Origin of the sequence: Pseudomonas sp. GM21 (assembly GCF_000282215.1) — a bacterium.
GTDB lineage: Bacteria > Pseudomonadota > Gammaproteobacteria > Pseudomonadales > Pseudomonadaceae > Aquipseudomonas.
On the sequence record NZ_AKJS01000006.1, the window covers coordinates 30,883 to 55,653 of the forward strand.

Consider the following 24,771-nt stretch of genomic DNA (forward strand, 5'->3'; position numbering starts at 1 on the left):
ACGCGGCGGCTGTGGCGGCGAAGATCAGCCGCGGTGCACCGCATAGGGTGCGCCGCGGCAAGCGTTACATGCCAGTGCGGCCCATTTGCGCGAATAGTGCGCGCATCGCCACCAGGGACGGTGTGTGGCTGCTGAAACCGCCGTCGGCGACCAAGGTGGTGCCGGTGACAAAGGAGGATTCATCACTGGCCAGGAAGGCCACGACATCGGCGATCTGCCGAGGCGTGCCCAGCTCGGCGGTGCAGTGGTTGTCGCGCAGAATGTCGAGCAAGGGTTCAGGCATGGCGTGTTCCGAAGGCGCCAGTCCGATCTGCACGGCGTTGCCGCGAATGCCTTGCTTGCCGTACTGCGAGGCCACCATGCGTGGCAGCATCATCAGCCCCGCTTTGGAGGTGGCGTAGCCGGTCAGGGACATATCGCCCTGCATGCCCAGACCCGAGGTGGCGAAGATGATTGAGCCCTTGCCGTTTTCCAGCATGACCGGAATCACATGCTTGGTGCACAGCACGGCGCCACGCAGGTTGACGGCGATGGCGCGGTCCCAGGCCTGCATGTCGAGGTTGACGAAATCACGGTCCAGCTGACGTTGCTCGGCATTCAGAATCGCCGCGTTGTTGTGCAATATATCGATACGGCCAAAACGTTCTTTCACCTGGGCCACCATCGCCCGCACTGAGTCTTCCGAGGACACATCGGTGGCAATCGCCAAGGCCTGATGGCCCTCGGCGACCAACGATTGGGCAACGGCTGTTGCCCCCTCGAAATTGATATCGACCACGGCAATGCTCGCGCCATGCGATGCCAGTACCCGTGCGCATTCGGCGCCCAGACCGCCACCGGAGCCGGTAATAATGGCCACTCGTCCTGCCAGTTTTCCTGTACTCATGCCCTTATCCTTTTTGTTTTAGGGGTGGCGCTTTATTCGCCGGTAAAACGCGGTTCGCGCCGTTCGCTGAAGGCTTGGGCCGCTTCACGGGCGTCCTTGGTCGGAGCCAACAAGGCGAACAGATCCAGTTCCAGGTCCAGGCCTCGTTTGAGATCCATTTCCAGCGCCGCCCGCGCAGCCTGTTTGACAAAGGCCGACGCGGTAGGTGGCTTGCTGGCAATGCGTTTGGCAAAAGCTCGCACTTCTTCCAGAAGGTTGGCGTTGTCACTGGCCAGTCGACTGACCAGGCCAATGCGCTGCGCCTGTTCAGCGCCCATTCGGTCACCGGTGAGCAACATGTCCAACGCCTGACCCGGTGCAACCACTCGAGACAGTCGCTGCGTGCCGCCACCACCGGGAATCAATCCCAGACCGGTTTCCGGCAGTGCGAACACGGCATCGGGGGCTGCGAAACGGATATCACACGCCAGCACCAATTCCAGTCCACCGCCCATGCAGTAGCCATGAATTGCGGCAATCACTGGTTTGGTGATGCCGTCCAGGGTTTCGATCCAGCGCACGTTTTCCATACGCTGACGCACTTGCAGGCTGGACTCCGGGCCGCGGCGTTCCTTGATATCGGCACCGGCACAAAAGCCGCGCTCGCCTTCTCCGCGAATCACGATCACGCGAATGTCAGGGTCTTTCTGCAACAGTGCCAGCGCTTGCGGCACGCCTTGGCGAATCTCATCGTTGATGGCATTGATCTGTCCGGGGCGGGTCAGAACCACCCAGCCCACCATGGCATCGCGCTCCACGCGCACCGCATCGTTGATCAGCACGGGAGACTGCAGGTTTTGCGCTGTACTCATGCAGGGCACTCCTCGAACTCGAAGACTTGACCATTGAGTTCTTGTGGATCGATCTTGATCAATGGACGACCGCCCACGGCCTCCGAGGATTCGATCCACTGGAACCGGGTGCCGCGTGCGCGCAGATCTTCCGCTTTGGCGGCCAGATCATTGACACCGATCCGGATGTAATACGGACCCGGACCCCAGTTATTGACGTAGTGACCGGCGTCGGTGTTCCAGTAAGTCGCCTCGAGTACATCGAGGGTCGCACTGTTCGGCACGGTGAACCCCATGCGCGCACGGCGATAGCCTTCGCTGCGGATGTTCTCTACCGGACCGCTCGGTTCCCAATCGAGATTGGTCGATACCTTGCGCAGGGTTTCGTCGAGGTCGCGTACCAGGAAGCCACGGGCCGTGACGCGCACCATGTCGCCGGGCTTTTGATCGCGCGGTTGCATCGGTGGCAACTGATAGGTTTCCGGTGGCATCTGCAACGGCTCGGTCGGCATGATTTCAATGCACAGGCCACCATCCACAGAAGGCTGGTAGTAAGGTTGCTCAGGAGTAGCACCCAGCCACAGACGGTCGAACGGCATTTCCGGGGTGCGCTGCGCCATGCGGAATGGCAAGCGTCGACGCATCAGTTTGTCCACCAACGCGTCGAACTTATCCCCGTGCAGGGCCAGCACGATGGAGTGCGTAAGCATCGGCCGATGATGACCCTGGAAATCTTTCAGGCTTTCCAGAAAGTCGTGGAACAACGGGTCGCCGGGGTTCGGCCGATCCAGGTGCCACTGTGGTTCGATGCGCGTTGGCGACACTGCCAGGGATTTGTGTACACGCAGAAAATGCGCGATGTACGGGTGATTATCGAACGCCTGACGCCAGCGTTCGTGTTTGAAGATCCCGAGCTTGTCGACCAACATTTCCGTCATGCCGTCCGGGTCCGGAACCATCATGTCGGCACTCATCAATAACTCGAACATTATTATCTCCTTGCAATTGCCAGCCAGGGACTGTGCCTGGCTATTAGTCAGTGGGCACGCCGGGGTAAGGCGAGCTCAGTCAATGAGTGGGTCGATGCGCCGGTTACCGGTTTACGCGGTTCCTGCTGTGCGCGGGCGTCTTCGAGGTCGAGGGTCACTCCAGCCTTGGAGTTGCCCTTGGGGTTAAGCAGGTAATGCGACAGGGCCGGGATCAACACCAGCGCGCCGAGCATGTTCCACAGGAACATGAAGGTCAGCAGAATGCCCATGTCAGCCTGGAACTTGATCGGCGACCAGGCCCAGGTAATCACCCCGGCGGCCATGGTCAGGCCCACGAGTGCGACGACACGACCGGTAAAATCCAGCGAGCGACGATAGGCTACCGCCAGGCTGCCACCACGCTCCTGCACCGCCAGTTGCACACTGAGCAGATACAGCGCGTAGTCCACACCGACACCAACGCCCACGGCGATAACCGGCAAGGTGGCCACTTTGAGGCCAATCCCCAGCCAGACCATCAACGCCTTGCAGATAATCGTGGTCATCAGCAGCGGAATCAGCGCCACCAGGGTTGCGCGCCAGCTGCGGAAGGTCAGCAGGCAGAGCAACGCCGTGGCGCCATACACCGCCAGGTACATGGTGATGATGCCCTTCTCCACCTCGATGTTGGTGGCGGCCTCGATGCCGGCATTACCCGCAGCCAACAGGAATTCAACCGGCTGTTCAGCGCCAGCGGCGGTGTTGTTTTGCTTGGCGAAGTCTTCGGAGACTTTCAACACCCGGCTCAAGGTGTCAGCCTTGTGGTCGGCCAGGTAGGCGATAATCGGGGTCACGGAGCATTGCTGGTTGGTGATTCCTGGAGCGGAGATCATCGCCGCATCCACCGCCGAGTTGGTGATCGCCTGGTCACGGCTGATGCTCAGCCATTTCGGGCTGCCTTCGGCCATGCCGGAACTGATCATGCGCACGGTTTCGGCCAGCGACTGGGTGGTTTGTACACCGGCTGTCTGACGCAGGTGCCACGCCAGTTTGTCCATGCTTTGCAGCGATTGGTACAGACGGCAGCTGTCTTCATTGGTCTTCACGATGACCACGAACTGGTCACTGGAAAGACCGTAATGACCGGTGATGTAGGCGTTGTCGCGGTTATAGCGCGAATCCGCCCGCAACTCCGGCGCACCGGGGTCCAGGTCGCCCACCTTCAGGTGCATCATCACCACACTGCAACCCACGGTCACCAGCAGCGACAAGGCGATGACCGCCGTGGCCCACGGACGCTCAGTGAAGCGGTCGAGACTGTGCCAGAGGTGCCCGAGCAAACCACGATTGGCTTCGCCGGCCTGGTCTTTGGCGATGGCATAACGCGCGGCTTTTTTACTGACACCGAGGTACGACAGCGCTACCGGAATCAACAACAGCTTGGTGAAAATCAGCACGGCGACACCGATGCTGGTGGTCAGGGCCAGGTCGCGGATCACAGGAATATCAATGATCACCAGCACGGCAAACCCGACAATATTGGTCAGCAGTGCGGTAAGGCCGGTCAGGAACAAACGACGGAAGGTATAGCGCGCAGCCACGTATTTATGGGTGCCACGGCCAATGTCCTGAAGGATGCCGTTCATCTTCTGTGTGCCATGGGAAATGCCGATGGCAAAAATCAGGAACGGCACCAGAATCGAATACGGGTCCAGATCGTAGCCAAGGATTTGCATCAAACCCAGCAGCCACACCACGCCCGCCACGGCAACGCTCACCAGCAGCAATGTGCTGCGCAGGCAGCGGGTATAGAAATAGACGAACAACCCGGCGATCACCACCGATGCGCCGAAGAACAACATCACCGAATACAGGCCGTCGATCAGGTCGCCTACCAGCTTGCTGAAACCCACAATGTGAATGCCGATCTTGTCGCTTTCCAGCGAGCGAATCTGCGCTTCCAGTTGCTTGGAAAAATCACCGTAGTCCAGTGGTTTGCCGGTCTGCGGATTGATGTCGAGCAACGGCGCTACGATCATGCTCGACTGGCTGTCGTTGGCCACTAGGTTGCCGACAATGCCAGCGCGCATAATGTTGCGGCGCAAGGCTTTGATCGATTTTTCGCTGCCGTCGTAATCCGATGGCATCACTGCACCGCCGTCAATGCCCTCCTCCGTCACTTCTTTCCAGCGAACGATAGGCATCCACAGCGACTTCATCCAGGAACGGTCGATACCCGGGATCAGGTACAGGGTGTCGTTGACCTTCTGCAGCGCCAGCAAGTAGTCGGCGTCGTAGATATCACCGGTCTTGTTTTCCACCACCACGCGAATGCTGTTACCCAGCCCTGGAAGCTGGTCTTTATAGGCCAGGTAATTCTTGATGTAAGGGCTGGAGCTGGGAATCATTTTTTCGAAGCTGGCATTCACTTGCAGCCGTGTAGCAAAGAAGCCCAACACCACCGTGGCGAGCAAGCAGGCAACGACGACCACCATGCGATGACGGAAAATCACCCGTTCAAACCAGCCCCCGGAGCTCTTGTCAAAGTCCTCCAGATTGGCGATCACTGGCATCCCGCTGTTGAATTTTTGCTCGACCATTTTTTCTTTCTCGTAGGGGAATCGTGCCGACGGCGTCAGTTGGCCTGGGCGATATCGATGACCTTGGCGCCGCTAAAGCGCGTGACAACCAGGCTCCCAGCCTGATTGGTGGCACTGGCTGCATACACCTCCCCCGTTCGAGCATCCGCCAGCGGAGTGACCTGCAAACTCTGCCGATCGACGCTGACCAATTGCCCGCCCTGGCTCACGACGATCAAGGCGTTGCCCTGTTCGACGATGCTGATCAGGCTGCTATTGAGGTTGGTTTCCACAGGCTGCCATTGCTGGCCGTCATCACGGCTGGCGAACAGATTGCCGCGCAATCCGTAGGCAAGCAGCAGATGATCGAAGGCACGGACACCGAAGTAGGTGCCGCTGTAAGGCGTGTCGATTTTCACGAATCGTTGTTGCTGAGTGTCCAGGCGCAGCAGCAGACCTTGTTCACCGCTGATGTAAAAGGTGCCCGAATGCTCCGCCAGCCCATACAGGTGCATGCGGCGGTCGTTGTCGCTGCGTTCGATCCACGGCTCCCAGTTCTCGCCGTTGTCAGTGCTGTGCAACAACAGGCCAAAGGCACCCACGGCAAAGCCGTTGCCCTGTTTATCGAACATCACATCCAGAAAAGGTGCAGCCAATACGTCCGGGGTCGCCGAAGTACTGGCGGCCATTGCAACTTCCTTGAGTACCAGGGCTGCAGACTCATCGCCTTTTTCGGCCCGCGGGCCGTAATAGCCATTGAGCAATTTCAGCAGGCGGCGCCCGTCGAGTTGCACCTGCCAGTTGCGACCACCATCGGTGGTGTGCAGCACCAGCGCGTCGTGACCGACGATCCAGCCATTGTGTTCATCGCGAAACCGGACTTGCACCAGATCGCTGGAAACCGGACTGTCGACCTGTTGCCAGGTTTTCCCGCCATCGGTGGAGCGCTGGATCAGCCCATGCAAGCCGACACTGATCATTGCATCTCCGGCCTTGGCAACCGACAGCAAGGGTACAGGCAGGTGTTCGTCGACCTTCAACGCCGGTACGTCCAGCGAATCAGTGGAAGACATGACGGCGCTATAGGCAGGCGCCGTCATCCCTGCACTCACACCGACGGCCAGCGCAACAGCAAGCAGTAGACGCGACTTGGAAAGAACAAAAGAAGCAGGGCAAGGGTTAGTCATTATTTTTATTCCTCAACCATCCCGCGTGGCAAAACCCACCTGTTCTACCCGTCAGGTTCGATGCGCAAACCGGCGGGCAGAACAGGCGACACACATCAGCGCTGGGTGACTCGGGCCACAATGGCTTCAGGGTTCATGTCCCGCTCGGAAAGCGGTTTGTCATAGAACTTGTAGCCCCCTTTCAGCCCATCGTTGAGCAACGCGTACATGCCCTTGTTGAAGTCATAAACGACGTTCTTCACGTTGTAAGGAATGTTCTTGTCGTAGAGCTGCACGCCACTGAGGAAGATCGAGCGATACAACGCGCCGCTCTTGTCCCAGGCGTCATACAGACCAACGCCGAAGGTGTCTTCATCCAGGTAATAGGTGCGCTTGCTGTAAACGTGGCGCATGCCCGGCTTCAGGTTCGCCTCCACGACCCACACCCGATGCAGCTCCCAGCGCTCGTTGGCCGGGTTGGCGTGGTGCGGCATGAACTGATCTTCCTGCTTGGTCCCGAAGTAGAACTTGTAGGCGTTGTACGGGATGTACATCTCTTTGCGGCCGACCAGTTTGTAGTCGAAGCGGTCCTGGCTGCCGGAGAACATTTGCAGTTCATCAAACAGCGTCACACCGCCCTGACTGGCCACGGGTGTATCGAAGGCAAATTCCGGCGCCAGCTTGACTCGACGCTGACCCGGGGAGTAGCTGAACGAGCGACGGGCCTTGGCCAGAGGATCGAGGAAGTCGGTCAGCACCACAACTTCACCGGAACGACGCGCCGGATAGTCATTGCGTGAGAACACTCGGGCATACATAAGCGGATCTCGGTCCGCCTGAGTGACCTGGTAGTACGGCGTCTCTTCGAAGGTCGCCTGTTCGGCGGTCTTTGTGATCGAACCATTGGCATCGACAACCCAACTGTTCGAAGACGAGGTAGTCGAGTAGCCGGTGCCGATTTTGTAGCGCACTTGCTGGTTCCACATCACTTCGTTGCCGCTCTTTGGAATCGGGAACGGCAAGCCGCCACGGCAGGCCGGGTCGACCGCCAAACCATCTTTCTGAACCTGGCAACTGCTGGCATTGCGAACGGTGGCATCAAGCACTGCCTGGGGATAGGCGGTGGTGCGGTGGCTTGGATAGATATCGATGAAATACGTCGGGTATTTCTTGATCAGGGTCTTTTGCCCTTCACTGAGCTTGTCCGCGTACTGGTCGACGTTTTTGGCATCGATGCGAAACAGTGGTTTTTCATCCTTGAACGGGTCTACCCAGAACCCGCTATCGGGTACGAAGCCGGCCGGTGCCTTGGTCAGGCCACCGTCATAGGCAGGGATGGTGCCCTCGGCGTTGCCCGCCTTGATCGCTCCGAACGAGGTGAGGCTTTTGCCTAGATCCGAGGCGTCACCGCCTGCTGCCAAGGTGTAGGTCGCCATGCTCATCAGGGCAATGGATAAAGCAAGTTGTCGTTTCATGATCACGTTCTCCGATTCTTATTGGATTTGTCAGAAGGAGGTTTTGAAGGTAAATGCCAGCCAGCCACGGTCAGTGTTACCAACGCCGCCGTTGCCGGAGACGGTGCCATTGTTCAGGGTTTTGGTTTGGGCATCGGTATCGGCATAACGCAGGCCGAACTCATACAGCTGGGCGTAGGTGAGTTTGACGCCGACAGAGTACGACAAAGCGCCTTCGGAACCACCGCCGGCCGAGGCAGCATTGCCGTCCAGACCATAATTGACTGTCAGCGGAACGTCCATATCCCAGGAAGGGAAGATTGAAATGTACTGCGGGGTGTAGTTGACAGCGACAGCGTAGTAGTTTTTAGTCGAGCAACCGTCTGACTCACCACCAGAATCAGCGATGCGTGGCGTGTCGCCATTGACGCAACCGACCTCGCCCACGCCTTTGTACAACTCTTGGTGCTCGGTTACTCGGTCCAGATGGCTGTAAGCGAATTCACCGACCAACGTGGCGTTATTCGAAATAAAGTTGCGCGGTACGCCGTAAACGGCGTTGGCGATAAAGTGGATGGTGTCGCCACGAGGACCTTCTTCATCCAGTGGACTGACACCGGTGGCGTTCAACGCGCCGTTCATGCGATAGGACAAATCCGAACCCACCGCCACGGTATTGAAAACACGGGCGAAGCTCAGACCCGCCAGCTTCACACCGCGTGGGTAGACCACTCGATAAGAGCCCAACGCAGCTTTGACTTCCGGGGACAACCAAGGCTGGTAGTCATCGAACTCACGGTAGTAGGCGCCAAAGGTCGATTCGATTTCTTCGACGTTGAGTTTGCCCATCACACCCCAGTTCTTGCCATCACGCCCGAAGCGCGAATCCTGGCGCACCAGTGTTGCGCCGTTGGCAGCCACCGGCAATCGGTCCGGACCTTCGAACAACGGATCCGCTGCACCGAAATAAGTGCCACCGAAAGGAATTCGGGTAGGTTGCCATTCATAGAAGTACTGAGCGGCAAGCGAAAGGTGGTCGGTCACCTGAGCCTTGGCAGAAATTTGACCGATTGGCAGGAATACTTCTTTGGTTTCGATACCCGGGCTGGTGGAGGCCTTTACGCCATCGCTAGGAGCCTGAGAATAAGACACGGCATGCGCACCGAAGAGCAGGCTCTCACCCCAGTAGTTGGTGTGGCGGCCGGCTTTCACGTTGACCGGAATCTCGCCAACGTTGAAGTTGCGCCACAAGAACGCGTCGAGGATTTCGCCTGAAGGACCGTTCATGTAGCGATCCACTTCATTGCTGTATCTGCTGTTGAAGTAGCTGGTCGCGAAGCCAGGAACGTTACTGCGAACCTTGTCGTCATCGTAGGCGTGGTCATACCAGCCAGCAGCGCTGAGTCGTGCCCCCCACTCGTTGAGGTAGGAAAAATCGAACTCACTCAACACATCGAGGCGATTTGTCACAATATCGTTTCTGTTGAACTTCCCGTCCGACTCGTCGAAGTTCACCGTTCTCATGATGTTGTTGTCTTGCTTGTCGGTCCGCATACCCAGGTTGTAGCGGACTGTATTGTCCCAACGCACGCGGTAGTCTGGGTTCGACATGTCGAACGAAGCCGCCATCAAACCCTGTGCACTGCCAACCATCAACAGTGTCAGAGCACCTTGAGTCAGGACCCGCCGACTCTGTTTGGTCTTCTGTTTCATACACACTACCTTTTATTTTTATTTTCTGACGTTAAGTGCGTTCAACCAGTCATTCCAACGATCTGCGAAACCCCACAGGATCGGTGCAAGTCCCGCTTGGACAGTCCGCTCGAGAGGCCTGGCACGCTCCAGGACCACTTTCCCCTTTAGCTGAAAGCCACCGTAACGGATTGGAATCCAAAATTCCACATAAAGATTGCAGTTCTCTATACAGAATAATAACTACTAATCCCTGGAACCCGGTGTCAGATAGAGACGTCGGCAGGAGCAATACTGCACACAAAACACATAAACGTTCAAATAATCTTTGACGGTTTTCGTCTTTAGGCTTTCAATAGCCCCGGCACACCCACTGAATACGGGGGTTCGGCAGGAAAAAACCACACATGAACCGGCAGAAAAAAAACAAGAGGAGCCACCATGAACATTGATTTGAGTGCAAAGCGAGTAATCATCACGGGCGCGTCCCGAGGCATCGGTCTGGCAATCGCCCGGGCTTTCGCGGCGGAAGGGGCTCGTGTTGCGATTTGCGCACGCAGTGAGGCAGCTGTCCGCGAAGTCGGCGCACAACTCGCGGAACACGCCCAGGCGGTTATTGCCCGTGCTGTTGATGTAACCGACAGTGAAGGGGTGAAAGCTTTCGTCGCTGAAGTTGCACACGCCTGGGGTGGTGTCGATGTGCTGGTGAACAATGCAGGTCAAGGCCGTAGCGGCAATATCGATACCCTGACCCCGGAAGCCATCCTCGAACATGCCAACATCCTGCAGATGGGGCATTTCCGATTCGTCCAGGCCGTAGTGCCGTTCATGCGTGAACAGCGTTGGGGGCGAATCATTGAAATCAACGCCCTTGCCGGCGCGATTCCGACACCCGACGGTATTCCTTCAGTGATCAACCGTGCTTCGTGCATCGCCCTCTCCCGCTCGCTGGGCATGTCCCTGCCCAAGGACAATATCCTGGTCAACAGCCTCAACATGGGCTGGATCGATACTGGCCAGTGGGATCGTCACTACAAAGAGATGGGGCCGGGCGTCACTCGCGAAGAGTTCGACGCCATGGTGATGAAAGTCGTGCCGCTGGGACGCTACGGCAAGCCTGAAGACGTGGCGGGCATGGCGCTGTTCCTGGCCAGCGAATACGCCAGCTTTATCAGCGCTGCCTCGATCGACATTGCCGGTGGCATGGGCGGGCAGATTGCTTACTTCCCGACGCTCAAGCGCGATTTTGCCGCAGCCATTGCTGCACGCAACGCTGCCAGCGAGTAACGCGCGCACGCAGCTGAGCATTCACTGATCGCCGCGAAAGCGGCGTAGGTCCCGGTGCGCTCCGCGCACCCTCAACTTTGGCGCACCCGTGATGAATCTGCTGCTACCTGTCCTTGCCACACTGATCTGGGCCGCCAGTACGGTGGTCAACCGTCTGTCGGTTGGGGTGATCGACCCTGCGGCCATTTCTTTTTACCGCTGGCTGACTGCATTGTTGGTGTTGTCGCCAGTGTTGTTGCCCAGGGTATGGCGCTTGCGTCGCCAGATCCGCCCTCATCTACTCAAACTGTGGTTGCTGGGTTTACTCGGCATGTCACTTTACCAGTCACTGGCGTATTACGCGGCGCACACTGTCAGCGCCACTTCCATGGGCCTGATTCTGGCAACCATGCCATTGCTGACTGTGCTGTTGGCCTTCCCTGTGCTCAATACCCGTCCGACCGTGACGTTGCTGGTCGGCGCCCTGATTTCGTTTGCCGGCCTGACCTGGTTGCTGGCAGCAGGCGACTTGCCCTCGCTCTGGCAGCATGGAGTCGGCCAAGGTGAACTGATGATGTTGCTGGCATCGCTGTCATACGCGCTGTACTGCGTACTGGTGAAGCGTTGGCAGATTCCCCTGCCAACCTGGGAAAGCCTGTACGTGCAAATTATCTGCGGCACCCTGCTGCTGGTGCCGCCTTTCGTGCTCGCACCTTCGATAGCCCTGACGGCAGAGAACATTCCGCTGGTGCTATTCGCTGGCCTGTTCGCCTCAGCACTGGCACCCGGATTATGGATGCGCGGCCTGCAAACCCTCGGCGCAGAAAAAACCGCCGTGCTGATGAACCTGGTGCCGTTGTTTACCGCAGTGTTGGCGATTGTGCTGCTCGGGGAAACATTGCACCTCTACCACGCGGTGGGCGGCGGCTTGATTTTGCTGGGGATTGGATTGGCACAATGGAAACCGGCCCGGGTTTTGGCCCGGGCTGCAACCTAGGCGACCAGCAAGGTATCTCGCAAGGTCTGCAAGCGCGCTGTGCTCAAACCACTGAAGCGCTGCAGATAGCGATCCAGCCCACCATACTCGGCCTCGATCACCGCATAAGCGGCATTCAAATATTCCGGCCGGGCATCCACTACCGCGTCGAACGCCGCTTCGTTGACCGGCCGCCCCACCATTCGGCTCACCGCGTGACTCATCGCATCCTGACGCTCTGCACTCAGCTGGCTGAAACGCCGTGCCGAACGCAAATAGTCGTTCATGATGTGTTCAGGCGCGACACCCAGTGCGTGCAATAGCAGCATGACCGCCACGCCGGTGCGGTCCTTGCCCGCCGTGCAGTGAATCAGTACCGATCCATTTTCTTCAGAAAAGACCCGAAATAACTCTGGCAACAGCGGCGCCAACATTCCTGGTAGTCGCCGGTAAACCTCCAGCATCATGCCCCGTGCGGCCTCCGCCTCCGGGTTTTCCGCCAGCATGGCGCCAATACGTGGATCGGCACGGACATCGCCGAGGACCTCCAGGTGAAGCTCCCGAATTGCACTATCTGGCAAGCGGTTCGGGTAACGTTCACGCTCGCCCGCGCTGCGTAAATCGCAAACGGTCTGCAACCCCAGGCGCTTAAGTGACTGCCAGTCTTCAGCCGTCAAGCCATGCAGCTGGTCTGCGCGCAATAGAACATCGCCGCCAATGCGGCGACCACAACGGGTGGGCATACCCTTCAAGCTGCGAAAGTTATCCGCGCCTTGCAGGCGAAAATCCTCCTGACTGGCCATGCTCAACTCTCCAATAAGTGTTGATACGCTTGCGTCAATGGCCGTGCGCCCTGCCCCAATATCGGTGTGCGGCGTGGCTTACGGCCGTGGGTCAACAAGCGCACGGTATCAAAATCTTCTGCGGCGGCGAAAAACCGTTCCACCATTGGCAGTCCGGCCTGTCCCCAAGCATCCATGTTCGACATCCAGGTTTGCATCCCCCAAACCGGCCAACGTCGTAATTGCTCCCAGGCCGCGTCTTGCCCCAGCACGCCTTCGGCTCCCAGGCTGATCAATTTTTCCCGGTACACACCCAGCAAGCGCTGCGCATCAGCGCGGCGTTCCTCCACGGTCAACGCGCCGAACATGAAATACGCGACGTCGCGCCATGGCCGGCCACGTCGGGCCAGTTGCCAATCCAGCCAGATACGTTGACCGTCACTGCGCAAGAAACTATTTCCCTGATGGGAATCACCATGGATCAAACAACAGGGTGAAGTCTGCCCCAGTTCAAAAGCTGCCAATTCATCGAACGCATGGCTAAACAACTCCGGCGTCTCGTACATCCATTTTGGCAGCAGTTGCTGATACTCGGGTTTACGCAGATTGACCTTGATGTAGTTGTACATGCGCAGCAGACCGTCGCTGTCCACCGGATTGGCCATCGACACCGGCAACCAGCGCTGTTCCTGCAACTGCGGACTGTTCCAGGTAGCAGCATGTACCGTCGCCAGTGACTCGAGCCCCTGAGCAACACCGTCCACGCCTAGGTGATCGGTGCTATGTCCAAATTGCCCGGAGGCCAGGCCGAGGTCTTCCATCATCACCACACCTCGACCACCACCATCGGCGTCCCAGTCGGTGAAAAAAGTGGTGGGCAATGGCGCGTCGGACCAGTCTTGCGCCAGATGATACAGGCGCGCTTCCAGCTCACAGATATCGCCGCTCTCGAAACCCTCGGACCAGTTCGACTTCAGGCACACATGCGCAGGAATGCCCGCGCGCTGTCCGACCTCGTTCAACTCAAGCCTGGCGCGGAATTTGGTGGTGTGCCCGTTACGGACCTCCACCGCCGTCAACGCCAGGACCTCGATGCCTGGATAACGCGGCTGCAATAGCTGCGTGAGCCAGGCTGCGGTGATCTCATTCAGTTGTCGAGGCAATCGCCCAGTGCGCTGCGGGTATGGCCGCCCGGCGGCCATGTCCAGCAGGCTGTCCGTCACGGCGTCAGCACCCGCCCAGCGTTGCTCGGAACCTTCAGCTTGAGGAGTTCGATCGCGTTACCGCTACGGATCCGTTCACGATCTTGAGTGGACAACCCCAGGCCTTCGGTCAGGTCGCCATGGTCATAGGCGCCACCAAAGTTGGTGCCGTACAACAGACGATCCACCCCCACCACCTCGGCGACACCACGACGCAAGCCGGGCGCATGCACGTCCAGGTCGAAGTAGAAGTTCTGCATGTAATCCATCAACGGACGCTGGTTGCGTGAGTCCGGTGCCATGGCCCGGTTGAGTTCGCTCAGGCGGCCCAACTGGAAAACCGCCATGCCGCCGGCATGAGTGATGTAGGTTTTCAGGGTCGGGAATACATCCAGCGCGCCGCCACAGATCAGGTACCAGAAAAACAGCGTTTCATCGACGCAATCACCCACGATGGAAGTGGTTTCGAACTTGTCGTCAGTGTGTTTTTCGCCCCAATAAATAGACTGGTTGAAGCCGTGCACCATGATCGGCACGTCCAGCTGAACGAGCTTTTCCCAGACAGGGAACAAGCGTTCATCGTGAGCTTCCAGGCCATTGAAATTGGCCCCACCTACGCACACGCCCTTGGCCCCTAACTGAGTCACGGCGCGTTCGATTTCTTTGGCCGCGTTCAATGGATCTGCCAGGTTGGCATGGCACCAGAAGTCGAAGTGCTCGGGATCGGCCCGGCAAAATGCCGACAACTCGTCGTTGCAGATGCGTGCATATTCGTTGGCGAAATCACCTGCCCAATACATGAAACAGTGAGACGGCGTGGACATCACCAGTTTGTCGACACCCCGTTCGGCCATCAGCTTTCGACGGCTGGCGTGGGTCATGCGCGCGACGATATTGGCCTGCGCTTCGGCATCCGTGGCCGCTTTGGCCGGTTGCTTGGTACCGAGGGAAAAATGCCCCACGGTCAGCCCCTGTACCTTCATGAACGGCCCCCAGAACTCGTGGCGGTTCAGCATGCCCTCAGTGAGCAAGTGGGCGTGGACATCAATCAGCATGGCGTTCTCCTTGTTGTAATAAGCCAGCAGACCGAACGACCGATTGCCGGGGCGTTCGGATTGAGATGAGGGATAAATACGACGCAAACAATATAAACACATTTTCAATATGTGTTCAGTTAATTATCAAATTAATACGTTCCCTGAACACTGAAAAATCATCGCTGTCTGGAAAATAGCCAAAAAAAAAGCGGCCCCCTCAGGCCGCCAAAGCGTGCTCACTCGATGCAATCAGCGTTGCGTTTCCTGGGAAACGATCGACTCCGGTTTCATGTCGCGCTCGGACAAGGGTTCGTCATGCACCCGGTAGCCACCCTTCAAGCCATCGTTAAGCAACGACCACATACCTTTGTTGAAGTCGTAACTGACGTTTTTCACTGTGTACGGCAGTTTTTTGTCATACAACTGCACGCCACTCTGGAACAGCGCGCGGTACAGCACCCCGCCCTGGTCCCACGCGTCATACAGACCGGCACCAAAAGTGTCTTCGTCCAGGTAGTAAGTGCGCTTGCTGTAGACATGGCGTTTGCCCGGTTTCAGTGTCGCTTCCACTACCCACACCCGGTGCAGTTCCCAGCGCTCGCAGGCCGGGTTGGCGTGATGCGGCTGGAATTGCTCTTCCTGACCGCAGCTGAAATAGAACTTGTAGGCGTTGTAGGGAATGTACATTTCCTTGCGGCCGACCAGCTTGTAATCGAAGCGGTCCTGGCTGCCGGAGAACATCTGCAACTCGTCGAACAGGTTTACCCCACCCTGGTTGGGTACCGGCGTGTCATAGGAGAACTCCGGCGCCAGCTTGATGCGGCGCATGCCTGGGGTGTAGCTCCACGCGCGGCGCGGCTGGACTTGCGGGTCGAGGTAGTCGGCGAGGATGATCAGTTGCCCGGCGCTGCGAGCCGGGTAGCTGTCCAGCGCCCAGGCGCGGTAGTACAACTGTGGGTCTCGATCAGCCTGTTTGACCTGGTAGTACGGGGCCTCTTCCATGGTGGCGGACTCTGCGGTCTTGGTCACCGAGCCCCGGGAATCTACCACCCAACTATTGGACGATGGCGTGGTGGTGTAACCCGTGCCCTTGTAGCGCAGTGCCTGGTTCCAGATGACCTCGTTACCGTTTTGCGGCAGCGGGAACGGCAATCCACCTCGGCATGCCGGGTCGACGGCCAGGCTGTCCTTGGTGGCGTGGCAATTGCTGGCGTTGCGTGTGGAGGCGTCGAGTATCGCTTGCGGGTACGCCGCAGTGCGGTGGCTCGGATAGACATCCAGGTAGTAGTCGGGGAATTTATTGAGCAGCATTTTTTGCCCGCCGCTCAACCGGTCGGCGTATTGCTCCATGTTTTTTGAGTTGATGCGCAACAGCGGTTTTTCATCTTTGAACGGGTCGGCCCAGAATCCGCTGTCGGGCTTGAAGCCGGACGGGCTCTGCGTCAGACCTCCCGTGTAAGGGGGAATGCTGCCATCGGCATTGCCCGCGATAATTGCGCCAAACGGCGTCAGGGTTTTACCGATTTGTGCAACCTGGTCGGCCGGTGCCGCAGCCTGACTGCAGGTGGCGATGCTCAACAGCGCCACCGCCCATGCAAATTGTCCTTTCATAAACAGGTACTCCGTTTCTTGGCTTATTTAGATGGAGGTTTTGAAGGTGAAGGCCAGCCAGCCACGGTCGGTTCCGCCCACCGCACCGTTACCACCGATGGAGTCACCGAGAAGATTTTTCGACTGCGCGTCGGTGTCGGAGTAACGCAGGCCGAATTCGTAACGCTGGGCATAGGTCATTTGCACACCAGCCGACCAGGTCAGTGCGCCTTCGTTACCACCGCCGGCGCTGGCAGCGTTCCCTGACAGGCCATAATTGACGGTCAGCGGTACGCTCATGTCCCAGGACGGGAATACCGACAGGTATTGCGGTGTGTAGTTGACGGCAAAGGCGGCATAGTCGCGAGTCGAACAGCCGTCGCTCTCGTCCCCTGAGCCGGGTGTGCCCACATTCGGATTGACACAGTTAGGGCTGTTCTCACCCAGGTAAAGCTCTTCGTGCTCGGTCACTTTGCGCAGGTGGCTATAGGCGAACTCGCCCACCAACGTGGCGTTCTTGGAGATAAAGTTGCGCGGCACGCCGTACACGGCGTTGACCACGAAGTGGTAGGTATCGCCACGTGGTCCTTCGTTGTCCGTGGGATCAACGCCCACCGCGTTCAGTGCACCGTTCTGACGATAGGAGATCTCGCTGCCTACCGACACGGTGTCGAGAACAGTGGAAAGACTCAGGCCTATGAGTTTTACGCTGCGTGGGTACACCAGGCGAAAGCTGCCAGTGGCGGCTGAGATTTCTGGCGCCAGCCAGGGTTGGTAGTCATCGAACTGACGGTAGTACGCACCCACCGTCGATTGAATCGCCTCGACATCGTACTTGCCCATCACCCCCCAGTTCGCGGAGTCACGGCCGTATTTGGATTTCTCCCGGTTAAAGGAGAAACCTGGCGCTACCGGCAAGCGATCCGGGCCTTCGAAAAACGGGTCTGCCGCAGCAAAGTAGGTACCGCCGTACGGAATGCGGGTGTAGTCCCATTCATAGAAATACTGCGCGGCCAGGGTCAGGTTGTCGGTGGCCTGGGCCTTGACGGAGACCTGCCCGACGGGCAAGAACACTTCCTTGGTTTCGATACCGGGACTGGTCACCGCCTTGGCACCATCGAGCGGCGCTTGCGAGTAAGAAATTGCATGGGCGCCGAACAACAGCCCCTCACCCCAATAGTTGGTATGGCGACCAATCTTGACGTTTACCGAAGAGTCTCCCAGGCGCAGGTTCTTCCAGACAAACGCATCGAGTATTTCCCCCGACGGGCCTTCGACGTAACGCTGCGTTTCCGAGCTGTATTGATTGTTGAAGTAGCTTGTCTGGAAACCGGGGACATGACTTTGTACACCATCGTTGTGATACGCCTGGTCATACCAGCCGGCGGCACTGAGCCGCGCGCCCCAATCCTTTTTGTAGGAAAAGTCGACCTCAGTAAGCAGATCGGCACGGTTGGTCATGATGTCGTGCTTGTCGAATTTGCCGTCCGATTCATCGTAGTTGGGGTTGTTCATGATGCGCCCGTCCTGCCCCTCCATACGCATCCCCAGGGTGTAGCGCACGGTATTATCCCAACGCAGATGAAAGTCTGGGTTGGTCAGTTCGATGGGCATCGCCATCGCTGCACCACCGTAGCCCAACGCCAACTCCCCCACTGCCAGCAGTACCATCGCCCGCTGGGCTCGCACGCGCCCCTTTTTACTCATGTGTTTCATGCAAACCACCTTTTATTTTTTTATTGTCAGTCGTTTCGTCTGCGCCCCCGGTTACAGAGCGTCCCGGCTAGCGTCCGATGGGGTAGATGATGGATTTTTCCTGGGTGAACTCTTTGAGCCAGTTCGGCCCGAACTCACGGCCCAGTCCCGAACGCTTGAAACCGCCGATGGGTGCATAAGGCAGGCTGCCGCTGCCGCCATTGAGGTACACACTGCCCGCACGAATGCGTCTGGCCAGGGCGTAGGCCGTTGCGGCATCTGCCGAGGCCACGGCGCCATTGAGGCCAAAGCGCGAATCGTTGGCGATGGCCACGGCCTCGTCGTCGCTGTCGAAGCCGATCACCACCCCCACCGGTCCGAAGATTTCCTCTTGGGCAATGAGCATGTCGTTGCGCACGTCATCGAACAGGGTGAGGTCGCTGAAGAAGCCTTGGCGCAGATGCGCAGGACGCCCACCACCACACACCAGCGTGGCCCCGGCATCGCGGCCACTGGCAATGAAATGCTCAACCTTGGCGCGCTGCGACGCCCGAATCAGCGGGCCCATCATCACGCTCGGGTCCGCTGGGTCGCCGACTTTCCATTGCCCGGCAATGGCTTTGGCGCACTGCACAAATTGCTCGCGTACCGAGTGGTGCACCACAAAACGCGTCAGTAATGCACAGCCCTGCCCCGCGTTGACCGCCAGACCGGCGACGGCTCCCAGCGCGGTGGCCTGAATATCGGCGTCGGCACGCACGATCAACGCCGATTTGCCGCCCAGCTCCAGGTGCACGCGCTTCAGGGTCGGCGCCGCCTGGCTCATGATGCTGACCCCCACCGCTTCCGAGCCGGTGAACGAGACCATGTCCACCCGTGGATCGCTGCTCAACAGGCTGCCCACATCAATGCCGCCGGTGACAATGTTGAGCACGCCCTTGGGCAAACCGACCTCTTCGGCGATCTGACCGAACAACAACGCCGAGTACGGGGTAAATGGCGAAGGTTTGAGCACCAGGGTGTTGCCGGCCAGCAAGGCCGGAAACACCTTGGCCAGGTTCAGCAGAAACGGAAAGTTGTAGCCCGTGATACCGGCCACCACGCCAATGGCCTCACGTTCCACTGTGCCGCTGCCGAGAATCATCGGTCCCGTCGGGTTGAATGGATTGGGGTTGGCTTGCACTGGAATCTGCACACTGTCGCTGTGCAGCGACTGCTCGATAGCCGTCAGCACATGGCCGAGCGGCATGTCCACCTGCATGGCGTAAGTCACGCCTTGCGAGCAACCGACTTCAGCGATGATCAGCGCAGCAATCTGTTCACGTTTGGCCACCAGAGCGGCGTGCATGCGCCGCAGATAATCGGCACGTTCAGCCATGCTCAGCCACGGCCAGGGGCCGTTATCAAAAGCGTTGCGTGCGGCGGCAATGGCCGCATCGGCGCTGTGCAAATCGCCTGTCGGCGCATGACCGATCACCGCTTCAGTGGCCGGGTTGAGCACAGCTTCGCGCGGGCCGTCGGCCCCCACCCAAGCGCCATCGATGTACAGTTTGTCCAACTGGGTAAAGGGAACACTCGTGGTGCTCTGATTCATGATGCAAAAGCTCCTGAGATTTTGCCGGTGATAAGTTCTGCGGCGCGCATGGCAATGGCCATGGCCGGGGCGTTGGTGTTGCCGGAAACCAGGCAGGGCATTACCGAGGTGTCGACCACTCGCAGGCCCTCGACGCCACGCACACGCAGTTGAGGATCGAGTACTGAAGCACTATCGGGCCCCATGCGGCAGGTGCCGGAAACGTGGAAGGCGGTCTGGCCGAAGCGGCGGAACGCGGCAAGAATTTGCTCGTCACTTTCCACCTGCGGACCCGGTGTCAATTCACCGACGATGAATGGCTTGAGTACCGGTTGCGCGGCCAGGCGGCGGAACCAGCGAAACAACGCAATTGCAGAGGTGCGGTCGATTTCGGCGTTCAAGTAATTGGCGCTGATCTGCGGCGGTACGGAGGCGTCCGTCGATTGAATACGCAACTCACCCTGGCTTTGTGGGCGCAGGAAATAACCGCCAATGGTCAGGCCGGGTTGCTTGTCGATTTCGACCTTGTTGCCGTCGCCGTCCATGGAGTAAAGGCTGACGCCAATTTGCGCATCCGGGCGATCCAGCTCCGGGCGGGTTTTGATAAAGCCACCCGCCTCGTGGGCGGCATGGGTCATGGGTCCTTTTTTGCGCAGAAAGTACTGCGCCACCGCGCCCAGTAAACCCACTCCATGGAAGCAATGGTTGAAGCTGCCACGGGTGACCCGGTATTGCATGGCCATGTACACGTGCTCACGTAGATTGCGACCCACCTCGGGGGCGTCTTGCAGCACGTTGATACCCAACGAGTTCAACAGTCCCGCCGGGCCGATGCCGGACAGTTGCAGCAACTTGGGCGACTCGATAGCACCGGCGCACAGCAACACCTCGCGGCGCACCTCAAAGCGAGCCAAGCCGGTTTTGCCGCTGACTTGCACAGCACAGGCCCGGCGATTGCTGAACTCGATGCGCTGCACGTCAGTGCCGGTCATTACCGTCAAGTTCGGTCGCTTGCGCACCGGATCGAGGAAGGCTTTGGCTGCACTGAATCGCTGGCCTTTCCAGGTCGTTTGCGGTTGATAGCCAAAGCCGCCCTGGCTGACCGAGTCGACATGATTGGTGTCATCGGTGCGCGCCGCGCCAAGTGAGCCTGCAGCGCTGATCACCGCATCGCACAAGGAATCGCCCGACGGGTGCACCGTGACCTTGAGCGGGCCACCGACGCCCCGCCATTGGCTCTTGCCCAGTTGGTGGTCTTCCAGGGCAACGAACTGCCGGCCCATGTCCTGCCACCCCCAACCTGTGCAGCCCTGTGCTTCCCAGTTGTCGTAGTCGGCGGGTGCACCCCGCACATAGACCATGCCGTTAACCGAGCTGGAACCACCAATTGTCTTGCCCTTTAACCACTGCTCCTCGCTCATACCCTCGCCACGCTTGGCCTTGTAGCTCCACACATGGGGGTTGCCGGGATTGAGCAGCTTGCCAATGCCACGCGGCATGGCAATCAACGGGCTGGTGTGATCCGGGCCACTCTCGATCAGCAGCACCGAAACTTTCGGGTCTGCCGATAATCGATTGGCCAACACACAGCCCGCAGACCCCGCTCCAATAATGATGTAGTCGTAGATTTTGCTCATTGTTGTTCTTCTTTTGCTGGTTGCTTTAAGCCTTCGGCGCCAGGTCAATCAGCTCCTGGGCCGCACCTGCCGAGATTCGGCGGGTGTATCTAGAACCTCGATCACCTGCTCCGGACAGGCCCGGGCGCCCCGTTGCGCCAGCCCTTCCTGCCCGATGGGTACGCTGAAGCCGCTGCTCGCGATGTAACCGTTGTCATCGAGTGGATACAGCGCGGGCGCAACATTGTTGCAACGGGCATGACCCACGCAGCCGGCTTTGTTGATCAAAACTCTCATGCGCTAGCCGCCTGTTTGTTGGAGGGCGTTGCCGCCGAGTCAGGCAGATCCCATTGCAAGTACAGGTCTTCCATACCGAACACGCCGAAGGCGTTGAACTTGGGTGTGCTGTTGTCGGCGATGCGCAAAGGCGGTAACCGTTGCAACCACAATTCCATGGCGATACGCAGTTCCCGGCGTGCCAGGTGGGAGCCGACGCAACGGTGCACGCCATAGGAAAACGCCATGTGTGGCGATGCACCGGCGCTGCGCTGGAAGTCGACTTTGCCAGCCTCGTCGAATACTTCAGGGTCAAGGTTGGCCAGCTCAGTGCTGATCAACACCATGTCGCCCTTCTTCATCAGGACATCGCCGATCTGCACGTCGCAGGTGACCGTACGGCGCATATTGACGATGGAGTACGAGCGCAGCAGTTCTTCCACCGCGTCACCAATCAGTTCGGGGTTGGCCCGCAGCTGTGCCTGTTGTTCGGGGTTGCGCGCCAAATGGCGGAAGAACAGGCCCAGGCAGGAGGTCACGGTGTCCAGGCCAGCGATAAATATCAGGAAGTTGATGCCGAGCATTTCATCGTCAGTCAGCGGTCGGCCATCGATCTCGCTAGTCAACAGATAGCTGGTGAAGTCATCACCGGGGTTGGCACGGCGCTCGGCAATGTGGTTGCGGATCCAGGTGGTAATGGCTCGCGCGTTGTCGGTCACCGTTTGCATGTCGAAGCTTTTGATCAGCGTCTGCGTCCAGTGCTGGAACAACGGCCGGTCTTCCAGCGGCCAACCCATGAGGGTCAGGAAGATCAAGGTCGGAAACGGTTTGGCAAACGCTTCGTTGAAATCACAGCGACCCTGGGCCGCCACCTCATCGATCAATTGGTTGGCCAACTGGCGAATGTCCTGCTCCAGCGCCTCGACCTTTTTGGGTGTGAACAGCGGGTTGAGCAATGCGCGGTACTTGCCGTGTTCTGGCGGATCGATTTCCAGTGGCGCCAGGCGCCAGCTTTCACCGAGCAACATCGCATAGGGTGTCAGGCCGACACTGCTGAAAGTCTGCGGGTCTTGCAGAATGCGCCGCAGGTTCTCGGCACGCCGAGGGACCCAGGTTCCGGGTAAAAACCCCAGACGCGGAATCCAGAAAATCGGCGGGGTCGTCTGGTGCAGCTCGGCTGCCCAGGTATAGGCGTTTTCGCCCTGGGCGGTGAGCTCAGCCCACAGATCGAAGTCGCGTACCAAATGCATCGGGATATGCGCTGGAACAGGCGTCGACGTTTCAACGGGGTGGTTCATTATTGTTCTCCAGGGTCTCTGACGGACTGGAGAAACGGTAAGGCCGGAGGAAGGAAGCCACAACGGACAGAACTTCAAATCTGTTCGGCACACAGAGATTTCATTAACACTTTCGTTGAAAATGTTCTAAAACATACGTTGCCGGTATAAAAATCCTCTGTTGCTGTTCTCAAATCACCGCCGAGCACCCTCATGCCTGGCGCCAAGAATCAATAATAAAGCTCTGCCGAGGTACAGAATGTCTCACTTAGCTTCCGTGCAAATAGTTGACAAAAGCCACTCTGGACAACGCCACGCGTTGCGTTCTCAACGCACCCGTGAACTGCTGATGGACCACATGTATCGCCTGGCGCTTGAAAAGGGTTACGAGGGGATCACCGTTCAGAAATTACTGGACAGTACGGGTGTGGCCCGCTCCACCTTTTACGCGCACTTTCGCGACAAGGAAGACCTGATCGTTGCGGGGTACGAATTCATTGGCGTGCCCTCGACCAAGGTCACCGAGGTCGATGGCGACCGTCGCGTCCTGCTGGATGTTTCGGCCTGGCTGTTCAGCGCGACCGAACGCCACGCGGCACTGACGACGGCTTTTTTCAGCGGCCCGGGGCAGAACGTGATTCTCGCCCATCTGGAAAATATTCTGATCATTCAGGTGCGTGAGCACTACCGCAAACAAGGTCTGTACCAGGAGGAGCAAATGCGTGGCGAAGCAGCGGTACGCTGTTTCGTGGGCGCCTTGATAGGACTGTGGCTGTGGTGGGTGCGCCACGACTACCCGAACTCGGCGCAAGAAATGACCGAGACATTCGACAGTCTGATGAACAATGGTACCTGGCCGCCAGACAAAACCGCGCGCCAGTGACCAGATTACGAGGCGCAGGCCATGATCAGGAACTGCCGGAAGGCCTGCGCCGGTCCCGACAAACGATTATCCGGCAACCATATCAACCCCAGTTCCATGGGTGGAATAGCGTCCACCAGCGGGCGTACCTCAATCTTCTTGCCTTCCAGAGACCAGGCCCGGTAGAGCATGTCCGAGAGAATGGTCACGCCGAAACCATGGCCCACCAGCCCGCGCAACGCTTCCATTGAAGAAGTGCGGAAAGCCACATTTGGCGCCAGCCCTCGGGATTCCCAGTAACGCATCGTCGAGGTATCACCCTCGTCTAGCGTGGCAAGAATATAGGCGTGCTCGGCGACGTCTTCGAGGTTAATCGAAGTGGCATTCATGAGCGGGTGCTGACTCGCCAGCCAGAGTTGCCGACGGGAACGAATCAGCACCTGGTGCTCGAAACATCTCAGGCTGGGTGTGTTGGACACGATCGTCAGGCCCAGATCAAGATCGCCATTGCTCACCGCTTCTTCGATGCTCTGACGGTCCATGTCGACCAGGTCGATTTCCACCTGTGGGTAGCTGCGCTTGAACCGTGCCAGCAGCGCGGGCAGGAAGTAACCCAATACCGTATAGGAGGCGCCCACGCGCACAGTGCCTTGCATGGCGTGGCCAAGGAAAAGCGGCTCGCTGAGGGCATCCTGCAAGGTGTCGAGGATGTGCCTGGCGTGCTGGGCGAACTTGTTGCCTTCAGCGGTCAGCGTCACGCCATGGGGCAGCCGGTCGAACAGGCTGACGCCCATGGTCTCTTCCAGATGCAGCACCGCCGCGGTGATCGCTGATTGCGACACATGTACTTTCAAGCCGGCCTGAGAGAACCGCCCGGTGTCGGCAGCCGCGATAAAGTAACGCAACTGACGCATGGAAATGTCTTTGCCCTTGATCATCCGATTTCCCGATACCTGTCACCTTTGCAAATCACCCCACGCATGACTTTGCATCATCGCGTCATGTGCAGCACTGAAGGCGCCCTTTCCAAGGGCGCTCTGCAGC

General features: G+C 58.5%; 20 protein-coding genes. 3 read left to right on the forward strand and 17 right to left on the reverse strand.

All coding sequences use genetic code 11. The features are described from left to right. Window positions 1–64: 64 nt before the first annotated feature. The 7 genes from PMI22_RS27895 to PMI22_RS27865 form a co-directional block, all read right to left on the reverse strand. Window positions 65–886 carry an SDR family NAD(P)-dependent oxidoreductase gene (locus PMI22_RS27895; RefSeq protein WP_007942529.1) on the reverse strand — a complete coding sequence of 274 codons (822 nt, stop codon included), beginning with the start codon at window positions 884–886 and terminating at the stop codon, window positions 65–67. Window positions 887–918: 32 nt separating this feature from the next. Next, entirely contained in the window at window positions 919–1,737 is an 819-nt protein-coding gene (locus PMI22_RS27890) for an enoyl-CoA hydratase/isomerase family protein (RefSeq protein WP_007942530.1), read from the reverse strand. Then, complete coding sequence (locus PMI22_RS27885) at window positions 1,734–2,705, reverse strand: hypothetical protein (RefSeq protein WP_007942531.1); 972 nt, start codon at window positions 2,703–2,705, stop codon at window positions 1,734–1,736. The genes PMI22_RS27890 and PMI22_RS27885 overlap by 4 nt, the downstream gene beginning before the upstream one ends. 47 nt (window positions 2,706–2,752) lie before the next feature. After that, window positions 2,753–5,284, reverse strand: coding sequence for an efflux RND transporter permease subunit (locus PMI22_RS27880; protein ID WP_007942532.1), 2,532 nt, complete (start codon window positions 5,282–5,284; stop codon window positions 2,753–2,755). Between the two features lie 35 nt (window positions 5,285–5,319). After that, window positions 5,320–6,450 (reverse strand): YCF48-related protein, encoded by a 1,131-nt coding sequence (locus tag PMI22_RS27875; RefSeq protein ID WP_007942533.1) that lies wholly within the window; start codon window positions 6,448–6,450, stop codon window positions 5,320–5,322. 95 nt (window positions 6,451–6,545) lie between these two features. Further along, window positions 6,546–7,904, reverse strand: a complete 1,359-nt coding sequence (locus PMI22_RS27870; RefSeq protein ID WP_007942534.1) for a DUF1329 domain-containing protein — start codon at window positions 7,902–7,904, stop codon at window positions 6,546–6,548. A gap of 30 nt (window positions 7,905–7,934) precedes the next feature. Further along, window positions 7,935–9,596 (reverse strand): DUF1302 domain-containing protein, encoded by a 1,662-nt coding sequence (locus PMI22_RS27865; protein ID WP_007942536.1) that lies wholly within the window; start codon window positions 9,594–9,596, stop codon window positions 7,935–7,937. Between the two features lie 420 nt (window positions 9,597–10,016). Here PMI22_RS27865 and PMI22_RS27860 point away from each other — a divergent pair, with 420 nt between their 5' ends. Both PMI22_RS27860 and PMI22_RS27855 read left to right on the forward strand, forming a co-directional pair. Next, window positions 10,017–10,862, forward strand: coding sequence for an SDR family oxidoreductase (locus PMI22_RS27860; RefSeq protein ID WP_007942538.1), 846 nt, complete (start codon window positions 10,017–10,019; stop codon window positions 10,860–10,862). A gap of 91 nt (window positions 10,863–10,953) precedes the next feature. Next, window positions 10,954–11,838, forward strand: coding sequence for a DMT family transporter (locus PMI22_RS27855; RefSeq protein WP_007942540.1), 885 nt, complete (start codon window positions 10,954–10,956; stop codon window positions 11,836–11,838). Here PMI22_RS27855 and PMI22_RS27850 read toward each other — a convergent pair. The 9 genes from PMI22_RS27850 to PMI22_RS27810 form a co-directional block, all read right to left on the reverse strand. Then, window positions 11,835–12,620, reverse strand: a complete 786-nt coding sequence (locus tag PMI22_RS27850) for a tyrosine-protein phosphatase (RefSeq protein WP_007942542.1) — start codon at window positions 12,618–12,620, stop codon at window positions 11,835–11,837. The genes PMI22_RS27855 and PMI22_RS27850 overlap by 4 nt on opposite strands. Window positions 12,621–12,622: 2 nt before the next feature. Further along, complete coding sequence (locus tag PMI22_RS27845; protein WP_007942543.1) at window positions 12,623–13,822, reverse strand: phosphotransferase; 1,200 nt, start codon at window positions 13,820–13,822, stop codon at window positions 12,623–12,625. Continuing rightward, window positions 13,819–14,856, reverse strand: coding sequence for an amidohydrolase family protein (locus PMI22_RS27840; RefSeq protein ID WP_007942546.1), 1,038 nt, complete (start codon window positions 14,854–14,856; stop codon window positions 13,819–13,821). The genes PMI22_RS27845 and PMI22_RS27840 overlap by 4 nt, the downstream gene beginning before the upstream one ends. A gap of 231 nt (window positions 14,857–15,087) precedes the next feature. Then, window positions 15,088–16,449: a DUF1329 domain-containing protein gene (locus tag PMI22_RS27835; protein WP_007942548.1), complete on the reverse strand. Its 1,362-nt coding sequence runs from the start codon at window positions 16,447–16,449 to the stop codon at window positions 15,088–15,090. A 27-nt stretch (window positions 16,450–16,476) separates the two neighbouring features. Next, entirely contained in the window at window positions 16,477–18,144 is a 1,668-nt protein-coding gene (locus PMI22_RS27830; RefSeq protein WP_007942550.1) for a DUF1302 domain-containing protein, read from the reverse strand. A 67-nt stretch (window positions 18,145–18,211) separates the two neighbouring features. After that, window positions 18,212–19,717, reverse strand: a complete 1,506-nt coding sequence (locus tag PMI22_RS27825) for an aldehyde dehydrogenase family protein (protein WP_007942552.1) — start codon at window positions 19,715–19,717, stop codon at window positions 18,212–18,214. After that, entirely contained in the window at window positions 19,714–21,333 is a 1,620-nt protein-coding gene (locus PMI22_RS27820) for a GMC family oxidoreductase (protein WP_007942553.1), read from the reverse strand. Before PMI22_RS27820 ends, PMI22_RS27825 begins: the two co-directional genes overlap by 4 nt. A gap of 48 nt (window positions 21,334–21,381) precedes the next feature. Next, complete coding sequence (locus tag PMI22_RS27815) at window positions 21,382–21,609, reverse strand: ferredoxin (protein ID WP_007942554.1); 228 nt, start codon at window positions 21,607–21,609, stop codon at window positions 21,382–21,384. Continuing rightward, window positions 21,606–22,886 (reverse strand): cytochrome P450, encoded by a 1,281-nt coding sequence (locus PMI22_RS27810; RefSeq protein ID WP_007942556.1) that lies wholly within the window; start codon window positions 22,884–22,886, stop codon window positions 21,606–21,608. Before PMI22_RS27810 ends, PMI22_RS27815 begins: the two co-directional genes overlap by 4 nt. Before the next feature lie 298 nt (window positions 22,887–23,184). Here PMI22_RS27810 and PMI22_RS27805 point away from each other — a divergent pair, with 298 nt between their 5' ends. After that, window positions 23,185–23,748 carry a TetR/AcrR family transcriptional regulator gene (locus tag PMI22_RS27805; protein ID WP_238543837.1) on the forward strand — a complete coding sequence of 188 codons (564 nt, stop codon included), beginning with the start codon at window positions 23,185–23,187 and terminating at the stop codon, window positions 23,746–23,748. 5 nt (window positions 23,749–23,753) lie between these two features. On the opposite strand, the gene PMI22_RS27800 is transcribed toward PMI22_RS27805, so the two are convergent. Beyond that, window positions 23,754–24,665, reverse strand: coding sequence for a LysR family transcriptional regulator (locus tag PMI22_RS27800; RefSeq protein ID WP_007942558.1), 912 nt, complete (start codon window positions 24,663–24,665; stop codon window positions 23,754–23,756). Window positions 24,666–24,771 lie beyond the last annotated feature (106 nt).